General features: G+C 54.4%; 16 protein-coding genes and 1 pseudogene. 10 read left to right on the plus strand and 7 right to left on the minus strand.

The window, feature by feature from the left end; translation table 11 throughout:
* Positions 1-8: 8 nt before the first annotated feature.
* Together ACN2TU_RS24840 and ACN2TU_RS24845 are read left to right on the plus strand one after the other, a co-directional pair.
* A complete protein-coding gene (locus tag ACN2TU_RS24840) occupies positions 9-275 on the plus strand; it encodes a hypothetical protein (RefSeq protein ID WP_435159265.1) in 267 nt (88 codons plus the stop codon).
* Between the two features lie 320 nt (positions 276-595).
* Entirely contained in the window at positions 596-1,783 is a 1,188-nt protein-coding gene (locus ACN2TU_RS24845) for a CBS domain-containing protein (RefSeq protein WP_435159267.1), read from the plus strand.
* 217 nt (positions 1,784-2,000) lie between these two features.
* On the opposite strand, the gene ACN2TU_RS24850 is transcribed toward ACN2TU_RS24845, so the two are convergent.
* Positions 2,001-2,429 (minus strand): DUF7539 family protein, encoded by a 429-nt coding sequence (locus ACN2TU_RS24850; RefSeq protein ID WP_435159269.1) that lies wholly within the window; start codon positions 2,427-2,429, stop codon positions 2,001-2,003.
* Positions 2,430-2,573: 144 nt separating this feature from the next.
* Here ACN2TU_RS24850 and ACN2TU_RS24855 point away from each other — a divergent pair, with 144 nt between their 5' ends.
* The gene (locus tag ACN2TU_RS24855) at positions 2,574-2,813 is read left to right on the plus strand and encodes a hypothetical protein (protein WP_435159271.1); all 240 of its coding nucleotides are present in this window, start codon (positions 2,574-2,576) and stop codon (positions 2,811-2,813) included.
* A gap of 140 nt (positions 2,814-2,953) precedes the next feature.
* Here ACN2TU_RS24855 and ACN2TU_RS24860 read toward each other — a convergent pair whose 3' ends face one another.
* A complete protein-coding gene (locus ACN2TU_RS24860) occupies positions 2,954-3,355 on the minus strand; it encodes a CBS domain-containing protein (protein ID WP_435159272.1) in 402 nt (133 codons plus the stop codon).
* 729 nt (positions 3,356-4,084) lie between these two features.
* On the opposite strand from ACN2TU_RS24860, the gene ACN2TU_RS24865 reads away from it, so the two are divergent.
* Positions 4,085-4,585: a hypothetical protein gene (locus tag ACN2TU_RS24865; protein WP_435159274.1), complete on the plus strand. Its 501-nt coding sequence runs from the start codon at positions 4,085-4,087 to the stop codon at positions 4,583-4,585.
* Between the two features lie 404 nt (positions 4,586-4,989).
* Here ACN2TU_RS24865 and ACN2TU_RS24870 read toward each other — a convergent pair.
* Positions 4,990-5,321, minus strand: a pseudogene (locus tag ACN2TU_RS24870) (DUF7539 family protein).
* Between the two features lie 362 nt (positions 5,322-5,683).
* Here ACN2TU_RS24870 and ACN2TU_RS24875 point away from each other — a divergent pair.
* Entirely contained in the window at positions 5,684-5,866 is a 183-nt protein-coding gene (locus ACN2TU_RS24875) for a hypothetical protein (protein ID WP_435159275.1), read from the plus strand.
* Between the two features lie 42 nt (positions 5,867-5,908).
* Here ACN2TU_RS24875 and ACN2TU_RS24880 read toward each other — a convergent pair whose 3' ends face one another.
* Positions 5,909-7,711, minus strand: a complete 1,803-nt coding sequence (locus ACN2TU_RS24880; protein ID WP_435159299.1) for an SLC13 family permease — start codon at positions 7,709-7,711, stop codon at positions 5,909-5,911.
* A 638-nt stretch (positions 7,712-8,349) separates the two neighbouring features.
* On the opposite strand from ACN2TU_RS24880, the gene ACN2TU_RS24885 reads away from it, so the two are divergent.
* Positions 8,350-8,865, plus strand: a complete 516-nt coding sequence (locus ACN2TU_RS24885) for a hypothetical protein (protein ID WP_435159277.1) — start codon at positions 8,350-8,352, stop codon at positions 8,863-8,865.
* Between the two features lie 92 nt (positions 8,866-8,957).
* Here ACN2TU_RS24885 and ACN2TU_RS24890 read toward each other — a convergent pair whose 3' ends face one another.
* The 3 genes from ACN2TU_RS24890 to ACN2TU_RS24900 all read right to left on the minus strand — a co-directional run bounded on the left by ACN2TU_RS24890 (position 8,958) and on the right by ACN2TU_RS24900 (position 11,770).
* Positions 8,958-10,298 carry a hemolysin family protein gene (locus tag ACN2TU_RS24890; protein ID WP_435159279.1) on the minus strand — a complete coding sequence of 447 codons (1,341 nt, stop codon included), beginning with the start codon at positions 10,296-10,298 and terminating at the stop codon, positions 8,958-8,960.
* A 157-nt stretch (positions 10,299-10,455) separates the two neighbouring features.
* Complete coding sequence (locus tag ACN2TU_RS24895; RefSeq protein WP_435159281.1) at positions 10,456-10,695, minus strand: hypothetical protein; 240 nt, start codon at positions 10,693-10,695, stop codon at positions 10,456-10,458.
* A 658-nt stretch (positions 10,696-11,353) separates the two neighbouring features.
* On the minus strand, positions 11,354-11,770 hold the full coding sequence (locus tag ACN2TU_RS24900) for a hypothetical protein (protein ID WP_435159283.1): 417 nt from the start codon (positions 11,768-11,770) through the stop codon (positions 11,354-11,356).
* A 608-nt stretch (positions 11,771-12,378) separates the two neighbouring features.
* Here ACN2TU_RS24900 and ACN2TU_RS24905 point away from each other — a divergent pair.
* The 4 genes from ACN2TU_RS24905 (at position 12,379) to ACN2TU_RS24920 (ending at position 14,093) form a co-directional block, all read left to right on the plus strand.
* Positions 12,379-12,561 (plus strand): DUF8008 family protein, encoded by a 183-nt coding sequence (locus ACN2TU_RS24905; protein WP_435159285.1) that lies wholly within the window; start codon positions 12,379-12,381, stop codon positions 12,559-12,561.
* A gap of 278 nt (positions 12,562-12,839) precedes the next feature.
* The gene (locus ACN2TU_RS24910) at positions 12,840-13,163 is read left to right on the plus strand and encodes a hypothetical protein (protein WP_435159287.1); all 324 of its coding nucleotides are present in this window, start codon (positions 12,840-12,842) and stop codon (positions 13,161-13,163) included.
* On the plus strand, positions 13,164-13,673 hold the full coding sequence (locus ACN2TU_RS24915) for a PIN domain-containing protein (RefSeq protein ID WP_435159289.1): 510 nt from the start codon (positions 13,164-13,166) through the stop codon (positions 13,671-13,673).
* Positions 13,674-13,682: 9 nt separating this feature from the next.
* Positions 13,683-14,093: a hypothetical protein gene (locus ACN2TU_RS24920; RefSeq protein WP_435159291.1), complete on the plus strand. Its 411-nt coding sequence runs from the start codon at positions 13,683-13,685 to the stop codon at positions 14,091-14,093.
* The last annotated feature ends 272 nt before the right edge of the window (positions 14,094-14,365 follow it).

Consider the following 14,365-nt stretch of genomic DNA (forward strand, 5'->3'; position numbering starts at 1 on the left):
TCTCGACTATGGCAGGTGAAATCTCCGATCGTGTCCGTGAAATCGCCGACGCACGAGGAGTTCCTGAGTCGGAGGTTTTCGAGCAAGCTCTTGAACTCGGAATCGCAGATCTGTGGGAGAACGTCGTTCTCGGGAGATACGTGGATGGCGAGTTGTCTCGCGAAGAGGCGATCGAATTGGTTGGACTCGAAAACGTCCGGCGAGCCGATCGCGAAGCAGCAGCCGTTGAAGCGGATGTCGACTGGGGACTCAGCGCGTCAGCTACCCACAACTGAAGTCGTGGGATTGTCAGTGAACAGCCAGTTCATCGGAGTAAAAGTCCCCTCTAGTGTGAGTGTCCCTGACTTGAGGGCTGGCTGACTCGTGGCCCAACCAGCCGAACGCGTTCGGCCCGACTGGTCATAATCGACGAAATTCTTCACAACGACGCAGATCCTACGGTAACGACTGGCGCGACGCATGATTGTGCCCTCGGGTGGTGTAACGATACGTCTCCTCACATCCGAATGAGTACCGCTACAAATGAGCGGCATCGTGTCACCAAAAGATGGGGCAAGCATAACCGTCCACGAACCCTCCTAATAGTGAGTACACAATGGACATTTCTGAGATAGTTTCAACACAGTTCACCGAGTTCGATATCGGGGCACCCCTTTCGAAGGTCGCCGGTGCGTTCGAGAATCAAGAACTCGACGCCGTCGTCGTTACGGACGGTGACGAGTATCGTGGCGTCGTCAGCCGCCGACAACTGGCCTCGTCGTCCAATCAACCCTCGGCGAAGGTTGGCTCACGGGTGCAACACGTCCCAACCGTCGACCGAACCGAGGATGTCCGTGAAGTCGCACGACTCATGATCGGGAGTAACGCCAAGACGCTCCCAGTGCTGGACAAAGACCGCGTCTTTGGTGTGGTGACCGCAGATGCCGTCCTAGAGGCCGTGAGCCCGTTTCTCGACGCGGTGACTGTCGACGATGCATACACGACAACGCTGATCAGTGTGACTCCGACGACCACGATGGGCAAAGCCCTCAACACGCTTCGGGAAGCACGTATCGCACACCTTCCAGTCATCGACAATGACGAACTCGTCGGCATACTGAGTCTGTACGATGTTATCGAATTCACCACACGCGGCGGGAACAAGAGCCAGGGTGGCTCGTCAGACGAGTTTAGTGGCCGCGGCGGGTTTGGTGAACGGGACGGTACTTCCGACCGGATGCTCGATCTGCCAGTGCGGAACCTGATGTCCGATGTAGCTGCGACGGTTCAACGAGACACACCGCTCGATGCGGTAGTCGAAACGATGTTCGATCAGGAGATTTCCTCACTTGTCGTCACGGCTAACAAGACGGACGAACCGATCGGAATCATCACAAAGACGGACGTCATCGAGGCACTCACCTGGGAGCAAGAAGAACGACGTCCCGTGCAGGTGTTCGGTCTCGATTTACTCGATGGGATGGACTACGATGACGTTTCTGCGTTGATCGACAGCGTGACCTCGAAGTATGGCGAGATGAGTGTAATCAAGGCCAGTATCGAACTGCACGAGCACAAAGAAAAGAGTCGAGGAGTGCCACTGGTGCTGGCACGGATTCGACTAGTCACTGACCGTGGTTACTTCACCGCTAAAGGGGAGGGCTACGGCGCTACGCATGCACTTCGTCTCGCCGCGAACGCGGTCGAACGCCAACTTCTCAAGGGCAAAACCTACGGCCAGTCGAAGAAGCATCCGGACACAGAAGAACAAGCGCAACTCTACGGCTGGTGGCTCGGCGGGTAACGGTCTTGACTTCCAGTACACGGTTGCCATCCGTTCCGGGGGTACGATTCGCTTGCTAGCAAGCGGGGCTGAATATGGTGAGCTGTTCCTCTAAAGGACAAGCAGTGTCGTACTGATTGTCGTCGTTTCTCGTCTCGTTTGTGGCGGTATTGGCTGGGAAGGCCATTCCAGTTGTCGATGAATCGACCAATTTCAGAAAACGGAATCGAACACAGAGCTAACTCTGTGTTTGGCGGATGAACTCGTCAAGCTGTTCTTCGATGAGTGTCGCAACGCGTTCGCTATATTGCCAGAGTGCTGCGTTGAATTTCTCCTCGGTCTCGTCATCGATACCGTCGTCTCCCTGAAGGACAGAATCTTTGGTGATTTGCGGGTGATACACACAGACGATTCCGATCGAACTGTCCGAACTCGTGGTTCCCGCTGTGTGGATTCCGTACTGATCGGTGCCCCACACACCATCGCCACCGTTCCGTTCCATTACAGAATCGAGCGCATCAAGCCGTTGCATTTCTTCGGGCGTAAGGAGTGGATCATCGCCTTCGAACAATTCACTATATGCTTGTGTTCGGGCATTGTTCGTCCATTGTTCCAATTGGGAACGCACTCGCAGTACGAGTTCTCTCTCGTCTGGGAATTCGGCCATGCAATCTAGAGGAGTGGGACACAAATCAACGTTTGTACAGCAGTGCAGATATCTCGATCCTACGAGAAGGCGGTACTCAGGGAGAGCAGTCCTTGTCAACGATTATAGGGTCTTGGTTTTCCCGTTGGAGCACCAACTAGTTACATGTCCCATTACGAGGCCGTTTTCGAAATCGAATCAAAATCCGACGCAGAAGCAATCAGACTCCTTGCAGAACGGGTTTATGACGCGCTACGCGAAGAAACTCGAGAGATATATGGAGACGAAGACAAGTCGACTGAAATGCTCGAAACGTTCGAGGCCATCCGCAACGCGACCAGACATCCTACCCCAGGCACGCTGACTATCCACTACGATCAACACGACGAAGCGTTCGAGGAGTGAATAGCCATTGTGCTGTTTTCGATCCTAACTCCATCACTCATTGATCTGAACGACATCGTTAGAATACCGATTTCTGTTTGCCATCGCGTGGAACGCTACTGTTCGCCAACTTCCCACTGGATTTTAACGACATATACCTCCTATGATGGGCTCGGATCCTCTGTGGTCGAAAGATATGCCGTGAGGTCAGTTGTCGTGATAACACCGATGACCGCTTCTCCGTCGACAACCGGGAGATGGTCAAAACCGTGTTCAATCATTATGTCCGCCGCAGTTTGAACCGATTCACTTGCCGTAGTTGTGATGACGTCTGTACTCATAACTGTGGCAACAGTCGCATTCGGATCAGGCGCACCTTCTGCGACAACATGAATGAAATCAGTTGCAGTGATGATTCCTTCGAGATGGTCGTCATCACCAACGACGATTATCGATCCAATCTCGTGTTCACGCATTGTCTCGCCAGCGTTCTGGAGTGACGTGTCGTTACTTACAGTGTACACCGGCGAAGACATGAGACTCCCGACAAAGACATCGTCCATTCAAGTAAACAGTATTCCTGCGGGGATAAGAGTTCGCTTCTTTTCACGGTGGTGGAATATCTCACATGGAAACGAGAGGATCGTGTCTTCGTTGAAATGCCAAGTGGTGGCCAAAAGCGACTCACCAGGATCTTCCGACAAGCGGAGTCGGTGATACCTGGACTACCGGAAGGGAGTTACTCATTGTACTTCTATTCGAAATCGGACGTGCAGAGTGCCAAAGTGAGCTGAGCGTCCCAGTAAGCGGGTGATTCGTGACCTTATGATTTTAGTAAATCCTGCTGAGATAGAGGTAACATAATTCATCGTGCTGGAGCACGTACTAAGCTATAAGGATGAGTACTGCAGCTTGAAACTGGAACCAACAGTGGTTGTCCCCAACAGCGAGGAACACAAAATGACTGACACAATCGATTCCCCCCGATATGGGAAACCACAGCATGAGGTTCAATTGACTCCACTAAACGAACAACAGTTCTATGGTGAGCCCCAGCACGAAATGCCTGGGCCAATTAACATCGAATTCCGAGAATCTGTCACGTACCTTCGTCTCTGGAGATACTACGCAGAGAAACAGCGACAGCGAGAAATCAGACCGAAACGTCCGATGCTCTACTCTCGGTAGTCGAATTTCCTTCTCACTATTTTCGCATGAGGCCACGATAATTACTAGCGGAAAACGTTCCAAGTGGCGGCCACAGCGTTATCCCTCTCGTTTACCTATATGGTATGGCGGACAACAAAAAGAGCCGAGACAAGCAAGCCCGTGACGAAGAGAACCGCCAGCGAGCGTGGGAAATTGAGCAGGCGCGTGAACGTATGGACGAAACCGAACCACGTGACGACCAGAATGAAGCAGATGAATCTCGATACGAGAGAGAAAAAATTCGGACTCACTCCGTAAGTGTCATCGTCGTGGGTGCGACGAACCAGCGAAATTCGTCGTTCTTGAGCGCTACCAAGAAAAAACGGGTCACGGTGGCGTTGAGGAAGAGGCTAATCTTTGCCAAAGGCATACTGCTGAAGAAAGTCCCACGAATCTTGATGGTGTCTATGCAGACTATGTGTTTCGTGTTGATCCGTTACCAGAGACAATTGATACAGACAGAGCGTGATTTCGTTCTGTACATACAATTCATCACAGGACGATTAAGCAGTGGGTATATTTCAATTCGCTCATCAATGGATTCAACTAAACGACGCCAAACTGGACTCGGGATACTGCCCTAACTCCTACTTAATACACTTCTCACGCCACCCCAGTGGTGACAACACACTCGCTGCCGCATGAACCAACAATTCCCGATAAAACTCGATATCATAGTCACTCAACTCCTCACTCACCAATATCACCCGTTTTCGCGATTGCTTTGCATCGTCAACCACCACATACGATCTCGTGACGCCACGAACGCCAATGTCTCTTGCTCTCAACTCCAGTGTCTGTTCCGTTTATAAGTTATTCGTTATTTAGTATCTATCTTGTGACAATGTGATCTTAACAATTCCATCGTCAATTGGTTGGTTCGGATAGGACTGTCGCGCTCCCATCTCGACCGAGAAGCGCCCTGTATTCAGCACGGCCTCAACAAACTATCAACAACAGAGGGTTTCAACAGAACCGGGATACTGGATTAGCGCTGTGTTTGGCGGATGAACTCGTCGAGTTTTGCTTCGATGAGTGTCGCAACCCGTTCGCTATATTGCCAAAGCGCTGCATTGATTCGCTCTTCGGTCTCGTCGTCAAGTTCGTCCCGCCCGCGGAGGACAGAGTCCTTGGTAATCTGTGGGTGATAGACACTGACCACACCAAGGGAGGTATCCGAACTCGAGGTCCCAGCCGTGTGGATTCCGTATTGGTCAGTCCCCCAGTCACCATCGCCACCTTGTCGTTCCAGTTCAGAGTCGAGCGCGTCGGCAGACGGAAGTCTGCTTCGGTGAGGATTGGTTGGTCGCCTTCGAACAGTTCAGTGTATGCCTCTCACCGGGCATTTCTCGTCCATTGATCCAACTGGGACCGCGCACGTAATACGAGCTGGCGCTCGTCTGGGAACTCTGCCATAGTTCTAGGAGGACGGCCAGGTCAATCAACGTTCGTACGGTGGATCAGAACAACGGGTATGATGACGATGACCCTGCGATAGGTACACACCCGACCGTTCGATCGCTATCGGCAGGATCAGTGCTAGTAGACCCGTGACACGGGCTCTTGGACCGGTATGACGGGAGCGACAGCCTCTCAGTCGTCGTGTAGAACGCTACTGTTCGCGACTCACTCCAGTGAAGGTGGCCCTCCACGTTATGCGCCTGGCCGATCTACACTAGATCATGGCAACAATTGTCTACCGAGGCGTTGATGACACTGTCTCGGAGGACGTCGACGACGAGCAACTGAACTACCGAGAGGACCACTGGCAGGTTCATCACGGCGACGACGAGTACACGTACATCCCAAGAGAGCGTGTCTATACGGTGCAGATGAACGACCCGCACTTCATAACAGACGAGTAGATACACGGGAAGAGAACGCTCTCGAATCAGAATCTGTGCATTTCACACCCCCCAGAAGAACGCGATGCCGAGGACAGTGACGACCGACAGGAGCAACTGTAACGGCGCACCAACGCGGATGAAGTCCGAGAATTTGTAGCCACCAGGCCCGTAGACGAAGAGGTTCGTCTGGTAGCCGACCGGCGTCATGAACGCCGTTGAGGCGGCGAACGTCACGGCGAGGACGAACGCGAACGCGTTCGCACTGATCGACTGGGCTGCGCTGGCCGCGACAGGAATCATCAACACGACGCTCGCGTTGTTACTGATGACGCTCGTCAACAGGCCAGTCGCGACGTAGAACACCCAGAGGACACCGATTACTGGCAAGAACGCTGCGGTCGAAGCCACAGCATTACCCAGCAGCGCTGCCGCCCCCGTCTGCTGGAGCGCAATACCTAAGGGAATGACGCCGGCGAGGAGGAAGATCACGTTCCACTCGACTGATGAGTAGAGTTCGGTCGGCTTGAGGACGCCGGTGAAGACCATCGCCACGACCCCTGCTAACGCAGAGACGACAATCGGCAGGATGTTCAGTGCCGGGAGGGCGACGACGCCGGCGATGATTCCGACCGCGAACGGAATCTTCTCGCTCCGGTAGGTCACCTCGTCGAACTCGTGGGCGACGATGAAGTCCTGGTTCTCAACGAGGCGGGTGAGGCTATCGGGCGGTGCCTGTACGAGAAGCGTGTCACCGACTCGGATACGAATGTCCTCGAATCGGTCCCGGACGACGTCACCACGGGTTCGGAAGGCGAGGACGTTCGCGTCGTAGCGTTGCCGGAAGGTCGAACTCGCGAGGGTCTCGCCGACGAGGAACGACCCCGACGGGATGACGACTTCGACGAGGACCGGTTCTTCCTCATCGGAATGCAGATCGTCTTCGGTGCGGGGGCCACCCGACAAGGTTAGGCCTTCCGCATCCCTGATGTATTCGAGTGTCTCCCGGTTCGTCCTGAGCCGGAGCGTGTCGCTCTCGCGGATCTCCTTGCGAGCGAGCGGTTCTGAAAAGTGCTCGCCGTCTCGGAGCAGCTGTAACACGTCGATGTCGAGTTCGTCGTCTCCCAGTGCCTCCTCGACCGTCTTTCCGATCAATGACGAGCTCGCCGGAACGACGACGTCTGCAAGGTACTCCTGGAGGGCGTACTCCTCGACAAAGTCCTCGTCGGCGGGGATCCGTTTGGGGAGCAGTCGAACGCCGACCGTCATCAGATAGAAGGACCCGACCGCGAACACGATGATACCGAGTTTGGTGAACTCGAACATCCCGAACGCGTGGAGGCCGAGCTCGGGAGAATCCGCCCCGAGTTGGGCTGCGATATCGCTTGCGAGGATGTTCGTCGACGTTCCGATGAGCGTCAACGTGCCGCCGAGCATCGAGGCGAACGACAGCGGCATGAGCAGCTTCGACGGCGAGGTCTTCCCGTTGTGTGCGAGGTCGTTAATCACCGGGACCAGAATCGCGACGACCGGCGTGTTATTGATGAGTCCCGAGACGGGGCCGGTGATGCCGATCGTCGCCGTAAGTTGCTTGCGTCGGTTGGTCCCCGCGAACGCGGCCATCTTCCGACCGAGCAACTGGACGATGCCGGTTCGGTTGATCCCGGTACTCAGGATAAGCATCGCCAGGACGGTGATCGTGGCCGGATTCGCAAATCCCGAGATTCCCTCCCGAGGCGAGATCTGCGTCCACGGTTCGAGTACGATCAACAGCACCATCACCAAAATCGCGGTGACATCGATGGGGTACCACTCTGTGGCGAACAACACGAGTGCGAGCAGAATAATTCCAAAAACGACGAGCATCTCGGCCGTTACGGACGGGGAGCCAAGGCTCTGGACTGCCAACGAAACGTTATAGAAGACCACACTAAATAGAAACGCTGACGCGGAATAAGGACTGGTATGTACACCAGCGAGTTGATCAGGGTGACACTTCATGAACTGCCTTGGAATGAAGTCCCGAGGCACTCGCATTGTTCCTCTGTAGAAACGAGCTGTTCGCTCAGAAACCAGCCATCCTACGAACCCTTATCCGCTTGCCGCTCACATATTAAACCAGAGAATGGGATTTTTCAAACGCGTCGGAAGGCAGGTCGAGCAGTTCAAGCAGACGGCCACTGAGACCGCTACGCAGCATTCAAACTACCAATGTGAATCGTGTGAAGCACGCTTTTATTCCCAGCACGAACAGTGCCCGGAGTGCGGGGCAAAGTCTTTCGTTTCGATAAATCCTGAGGAGTGAAGCCCTGGACCCCCAATCGGTCCGAATAGCGAAAGTGTCGTAAGGTTGCCTTCTTGTTCGAACACTCCAGCTCGTTACAAATGCTAGGTATCGATACTGTGTCCGCAGTTCACGCCCATAGCGGACCGTCGGGACCAGGATCGTTCTGATAGAACAGTGATGGAATCCTTCTTTGTCTCGCTCTTCTATCTATCTTGTAGTGGTTGATGCTCTTAGAACGTTCGCCGACTACGACTCCTTCGCTCGCGAGTGGCACTCAGAGACGCTCAAAGACCGCGATGTGACCCTGGAGGCGGCCCGAAAGCGAGGCCTCCTCAACGAACAAGACACACGCCGGCTGTGGCAATTGCTGGGACTCCTGGACGAGGATGACGTGTTTATCCAGCTTCCGGAGTGGCTCGCCGAAGAGAAGGCGAACGACGTGCAGGGAAATCTGGCCACAACATTTGTCGGATATATCTCCCGGGAAACTGAAGACGCAGTTCTCTTCAAAGAGTCGTCACCGGTTCATCGTCTCATGCAGATCGCACACAAGATACAGTCGCTCGAAAACGGAGTCCAGAATACTACAGTCGATAGCGACCGTCGAAAGCGGTTGACCGACAAGCTAGAGGAAGAGCATCGGAGATTCGAGACACGGGACGATATCCCGTATCTCTCTGATGAGTGGCTTCCGAAGTCCCAACTCATCACGGTCATTCGTCGGAGCGAGTAGTCATTCGAGGCCAATGACGTCCTCTCCGGCGTGAACGCCGGGGGTTCGTTGCGCTGGGTCCGTTTCGTCTGTTCCCGAACTGGACTCAGACGCTACTCGTCGTCCGTCCCCTGTCCAGCCTGTGTCTCTTGAATCACGACTCGTTCGATTCGAGTATCATCGACAGCCTCGACCTGAAGGAGGTACCCGTTCTCTTCGATCTGATCACCCACTTCAGGAACTCTGCCGAGGCGACTGAAGACCAATCCACCGATCGTCTCGACATCGTCGCTCTCGAATCGAGAGTCGAGCCGGTCGTTCACGTCCTGAATGGGAACCCCTCCGTCGACGACGTACGCTCCGTCGTTTCTCTTCTCGATCGACGGCTCCTGAGCACCCGTATCGAATTCGTCCTGGATATCGCCCACGATCTCTTCGAGGATATCCTCGATGGTCACGATGCCCTCGAAGACGCCCCACTCGTCGACGACGACAGCCATCTGGCCTTTCCCACGCGTCTGAAAGTCTGCGAGGATCGCGTCGATCCGACGCGTTTCCGGGACCGTGAGGACTGCTCGTGCGAGCTCACGCGCTGTGACCGTGCTGTCCTGCTCCGTCTCGGCTTCGCTCGCTCGCAGGATGTCCTTGGCGTGGACGAATCCAAGCGGTTGATTCCCATCCTCGTCGAGCACGAGGTAGCGCGTGTAGGTCCCCGTCGCGGCGACAGACCGGAGTTCCGAGAGCGACATCGAAGCGGGCACGGTTTCTACGTCTGGACGCGGAACCATGACCTCGCGGGCAACCGTATCCCCAAGTTCGAAGACGCTCTCGATCATCTCGACTTCGTCGAGGTCGATATGTCCCGTCTCCTCCGAGCGGGTGAGGATCATCCGAATCTCAGATTCGGTGTGGGTTTCCTCGCTCTCGGACGCCGGGGAGACACCAGCGAGGCGGGTGAAGTAGTTGGCCGTCCCGTTGAAGACGATGATGCCGGGCACGAACACGTAGTAAAAGAACTTCATGAGTGGGGCGACGAGGAGCGCGACACGCGTGGCCTCCTGGATGGCGAACGTCTTCGGCGCGAGTTCGCCGAACACCACGTGGAGGAACGTGATGAACCCGAATCCCAGGACGAACGCGACGAGGTGGACCGCTCCCGCAGGAAGCACCTGGCCGAGGACGGGATCGATGAGCGCTGCGACAGCCGGTTCACCGATCCAGCCGAGGCCGAGTGAGGAGAGCGTGATGCCGAGTTGACTGACCGCCAGATAGTCATCCAAGTTCTGAACGACATCCTGCACGAGCGCTGCCCCCGGTTTGCCGCGTTCGACGAGTGCAGTCACCTGGGTTGGCCGAACTTTGACGAATGCGAACTCCGCAGCTACGAAGACCCCGTTCATGATGACGAGGAAGAAGGCGAGAAGCACCCCGCCCAGGGAGAGGAAATCTACCATATGGAACAGTGGTCGTGTCGGCACGCGTCGGCAATGGACGTCCGGCGAGACCAGCGGCCACGCAGCAACCGTGTTCGTCTCCGGTGCACGATACACCCACGTGGAGTCGCCTTTGGGCAGTCAGGCGGAGCCGATTCCGGGCGAGTCGGTCGCGACATCAGTCCTCGAATCCAGCGACGTCTCGTTCGAGGGTGATGGTCAATTCCCCCGATGTCCGCTGTTTCGGTGCGTCTCGGAGCGTCTGGAACGCATCCAGGAGTTCGTCGGCGTCGTCTATACCCTCACGGACGCTCCGTGATTCTTCCCGGATCGTATCGTAGATTCGTTCCAGAATGCGGTGAGCGGCGTACAAATCTGTCTTCAAGTCTATCTTGAACGAGTCCTCATAGCGAGACATATGCACCGTTGGGGCTCCAGTCGGATAAGGGAGTTCCCGACTTCAAGAAATCGAACTCACTGCCATTGCCTGTCCTACTTCCGTTATAGAACCAATTACGCATCTTGAAACGCGTCAAAATCCCAGAATAGAGACTACTTTTCCCCAATCGTTCGGAGCAGTCAAATTCGATCACCGAAATCACCGCCAGTTGGTACGCTGAATATGTGGCACGAATGTACAATGACCGACTCAAGAGTGTCCGGGGAAGTCTACTATGGTCTAAGAGGCAGTGATTGACTGTTTCGCTGGATAATTGGGACCTAGAATCAAAATGTGACGCTGTCGCTTTCTCTCGAAATCAAATACTTCACTATACGACAGACACATCTGGTACACCTCGTCTGCCTCGCTGTCCGCATCGTAGTCCATCGGGGTGTAGCCGTGGTAGTCGCGTTCCGTGTTGGTCATCCGTACGGTGAATAGGATGTGCTGATGGATAAGGGTCTCAAGAATCATCGCTGACACATACTACCGACTCGCCCCCTCTATGCAGCACGCTCACAGAAGCATATCAACGTTTGAGGATTCCAACAAGGCCGGGGTTTCAAAAGACCGTGACTTTTGGTTCTATAGAGACACAGGTATGCACCAAATCCATCCTCTAGACGTGTTATCGTCAGAGAAACGATTTGAGACTGATTTCGTCATGACTCGAAAGGAACCGCTCAATGCGTTGCTCACGCCATCCCAACGGAGACAACACACTCGCTGCTGCACGAATCAACAATTCCCGATAGAACCCAGTATCATACTCGTCTAACTCCTCACTTGCCAACCTCACCCGCTCTCGCGACCGCTTCGAATCATCAACCACCATATACGACACACTCTGACCAGGTGCACGCGCCAGCCCCAACTTAGCCGCTCGCTCTAATGCCGCCACACTCCGCGTTGATTGCGAGTAGTCCTCCTTCTTTTTCGAAACGCGATTCGTGATCACCAACTCATTTGGATCGACCGCCCCACGCTCAAGCCGATCGACCCACGACCGCAGTTCCTCACAAACGGCTTCTGGATCACGATACTCATCCACTGCTCGAATCAACGCTTTCTGCGCTTCGTCGATATACGACGGCGTACTCCGCTGTCGGCACTCGATGCCCGATACTTGTACTCGTCTTCACCAGCGACCTTCCCGAAGTACTTCGTCAACGCACCAGCATCCGAACGTCCTATCACATAGAGTACCCACTCTGAGGTGGCTAATTTGTACTGTTCGAAGTGACTGATTTGCAAATACGATTGAGACGCTCTCGCAAGAGAATAGAGCAGTGTGAGCCATTTTCCACCGTTTATTTTCATGCACGATTGATGATCAGTTTCATATAGAATCGAAAACATGAAACAGTCAATTGGCGGTAAATGCCGTCTTTGGCAAGAAGAGGGCTGAAATCGGTGCATACAACTTTTCCAGGGACCGAAACCAGTTGCAAACACGGTTTTACACGCTGAGATCGGCCCTCCGTTGTTATATGCAATTTTAAGGCCGTGATATTGCCTTCCGCACCTCGAAAATCGTCCAAAGAAAGGGGTAGGTACGAAGAGCAAACCGGCAGGTGTGATGAGTGGATATCCACGAAAACTCAAAGATCACTGAAAATCACAGAATAGTCAGTTTCAGAGTATAGATCAAAACAGACGATGGACGCGATGCATGAACTCTCGAACGGACGGCTCGGGAAGATCAAGCGCCAACGATCCAAGGACGGATTGAGTTACCAGGAGACACGTCTCGTCCTCAAGGCCGATGTCGAGCTTCCCGGTGAGGTTTCGAAAGAGAACACAAACGATAATCCGACCACAGACGAGACTGCCGGAGAGTAGCGTGGTCGGGACGAAAACACGCCCGAGAGGGTAACAACTCTACCACAAACACGAACACAAACGCAGTCGTGGACGTCCCGAATTGACACAGTTTGGGACAGACACCGTACGGCTACTTGTGAGTACGGCAGTTGTATCGGCATCTATCGGCTACAAGCCAGCGGGAGGGGGAAAGCTGGTACCGGCCACCGTGTTTGTGGTCGGGACAGCCGGTGCGTGAGACTCGCATCATAGAATGCGACAACAGAGTTTTCTCGTTCGGCTCACAATGTACACACATGAGTTCGGATACAGGCGAGAAAAAGCGAGTCCAATTCCGTGCCCCCGAGCGGCTCGTCCAGCAAACGGATACACTCGCCACCGTCTTAGAGACAGATCGGACGACAGTCATTCTCTCGGCACTCCGAGACTATCTTCGTGATGCCGCGCACAACGACGAACTCAAACAAGAGATCGCGGAGGCATTCTACAGCGACGATATTACGTTTACACAGTTGAAAGAACTCGTTGGCCACGAAGAAGCCGCCAACTTCCGAATTCTCAAAGAGCAGCTCGAAGACGAATTCATTGACGAGACCGCTGAGGAGCTAGCAGATTCATAAATGCAGATCGTCGCAGACACATCTGCTCTCGTGAGCCTCGGTACGGTCGCCGATCACACATGGAACCCACTCGACCATCTCCTTGCTACCCACACGATTACCGTTCCAACGCTGATTTTCGGCGAGTTGGAGGAGACAGCGGCATACGATGATGCGTCGGGACAGGGCGCTAAACAGGTTCTCAATCGACAGGAAGACTTTGACGAACGGGCTGTTGATCTCGATGATTCATTTCCTCTTGACGATGGCGAGAACGCCGCCGTGACACTCACAAACGAACTTAACGCGACGCAATTTCTGTGTGACGAGTTTAATCGCCTCGCAATCATCCATGCATCACTCGTTGATACTCGGCTTGTGACGACACCGATGCTGCTCGTTGCGCTCGTGCGAAACGGGATTGTATCACCAGCTGACGCGGAGTCATTACTCGATGAGATGAGTACGGCACGAAGTTGGTCGAAGAACACCTATGTAAAACGTGCAAGAGCCGTCTTGAATAGCCAGTGACGTCTCGATTTGTGTAGCTCGAATGCGGGCCGTCAGCTCTTCGAGACGATTCAGCGTTCGGAACAGAATACCGAACTCGTCAACTTCCGCGAAAAGCGTGCTGAGAGCCAGCAAGTCGAGGACAAGTATCTCGATGTCCTCGAACACGGGAAGAACGTCGCCAAGACGAATGACGTGATGGTCGCACGATTGGGTTATCGAGAGGTCGCAACGCACTATGGCTGTGCGTACAAGAACGACGGCTATCGCGTCATGGAAGAGATGGCCGAGCGTGTGCCCGGCGTGAGCTACAAAGAGTCACGGACGTTGTCGATCGACGACGCCATGGGTGTTGGTGGCCACCACATCGAGATCACGTTCGCGCATCCCGACTTGGCAGGGTGGATGCGAGCCCACGAAGCCAACGCGGGAGGAAACTAACCACGGACGGAGCGGATTATACCGTTGTAATCACGGGGGTTCGTAGAACCCCCACTTGGGCGGCACCACCACAAGAGATTCACACCGCATTGCCGGTGACACATGGTGGTACTAGTGTGTTGGCTACGGTGGAGTGCGTCTTTTTCTGCGTCATTTTCTGCGTCATTTTCTGCGAAAGCGAGGGGGTCGCTCTCGCGATCCCCCTCTATTACAACGGTATAATCAACTACGCCCTCTAGTGGTCCGTCAACCAGGGACTGATGGATTCAAAG

This window comes from Haladaptatus marinus, assembly GCF_051194195.1.

Excerpts from the sequence above, each read along its gene's own strand:
- ACN2TU_RS24910 (WP_435159287.1), top strand. The coding sequence starts at position 12,840 with ATGAGTTCGGATACAGGCGAGAAAAAGCGAGTCCAATTCCGTGCCCCC.
- ACN2TU_RS24845 (WP_435159267.1), top strand. The coding sequence starts at position 596 with ATGGACATTTCTGAGATAGTTTCAACACAGTTCACCGAGTTCGATATC.
- ACN2TU_RS24890 (WP_435159279.1), bottom strand. The coding sequence starts at position 10,298 with ATGGTAGATTTCCTCTCCCTGGGCGGGGTGCTTCTCGCCTTCTTCCTC.
- ACN2TU_RS24905 (WP_435159285.1), top strand. The coding sequence starts at position 12,379 with ATGGACGCGATGCATGAACTCTCGAACGGACGGCTCGGGAAGATCAAG.
- ACN2TU_RS24880 (WP_435159299.1), bottom strand. The coding sequence starts at position 7,711 with ATGCTCGTCGTTTTTGGAATTATTCTGCTCGCACTCGTGTTGTTCGCC.
- ACN2TU_RS24860 (WP_435159272.1), bottom strand. The coding sequence starts at position 3,355 with ATGGACGATGTCTTTGTCGGGAGTCTCATGTCTTCGCCGGTGTACACT.
- ACN2TU_RS24840 (WP_435159265.1), top strand. The coding sequence starts at position 9 with ATGGCAGGTGAAATCTCCGATCGTGTCCGTGAAATCGCCGACGCACGA.
- ACN2TU_RS24915 (WP_435159289.1), top strand. The coding sequence starts at position 13,164 with ATGCAGATCGTCGCAGACACATCTGCTCTCGTGAGCCTCGGTACGGTC.
- ACN2TU_RS24850 (WP_435159269.1), bottom strand. The coding sequence starts at position 2,429 with ATGGCCGAATTCCCAGACGAGAGAGAACTCGTACTGCGAGTGCGTTCC.
- ACN2TU_RS24875 (WP_435159275.1), top strand. The coding sequence starts at position 5,684 with ATGGCAACAATTGTCTACCGAGGCGTTGATGACACTGTCTCGGAGGAC.
- ACN2TU_RS24855 (WP_435159271.1), top strand. The coding sequence starts at position 2,574 with ATGTCCCATTACGAGGCCGTTTTCGAAATCGAATCAAAATCCGACGCA.
- ACN2TU_RS24895 (WP_435159281.1), bottom strand. The coding sequence starts at position 10,695 with ATGTCTCGCTATGAGGACTCGTTCAAGATAGACTTGAAGACAGATTTG.
- ACN2TU_RS24865 (WP_435159274.1), top strand. The coding sequence starts at position 4,085 with ATGGCGGACAACAAAAAGAGCCGAGACAAGCAAGCCCGTGACGAAGAG.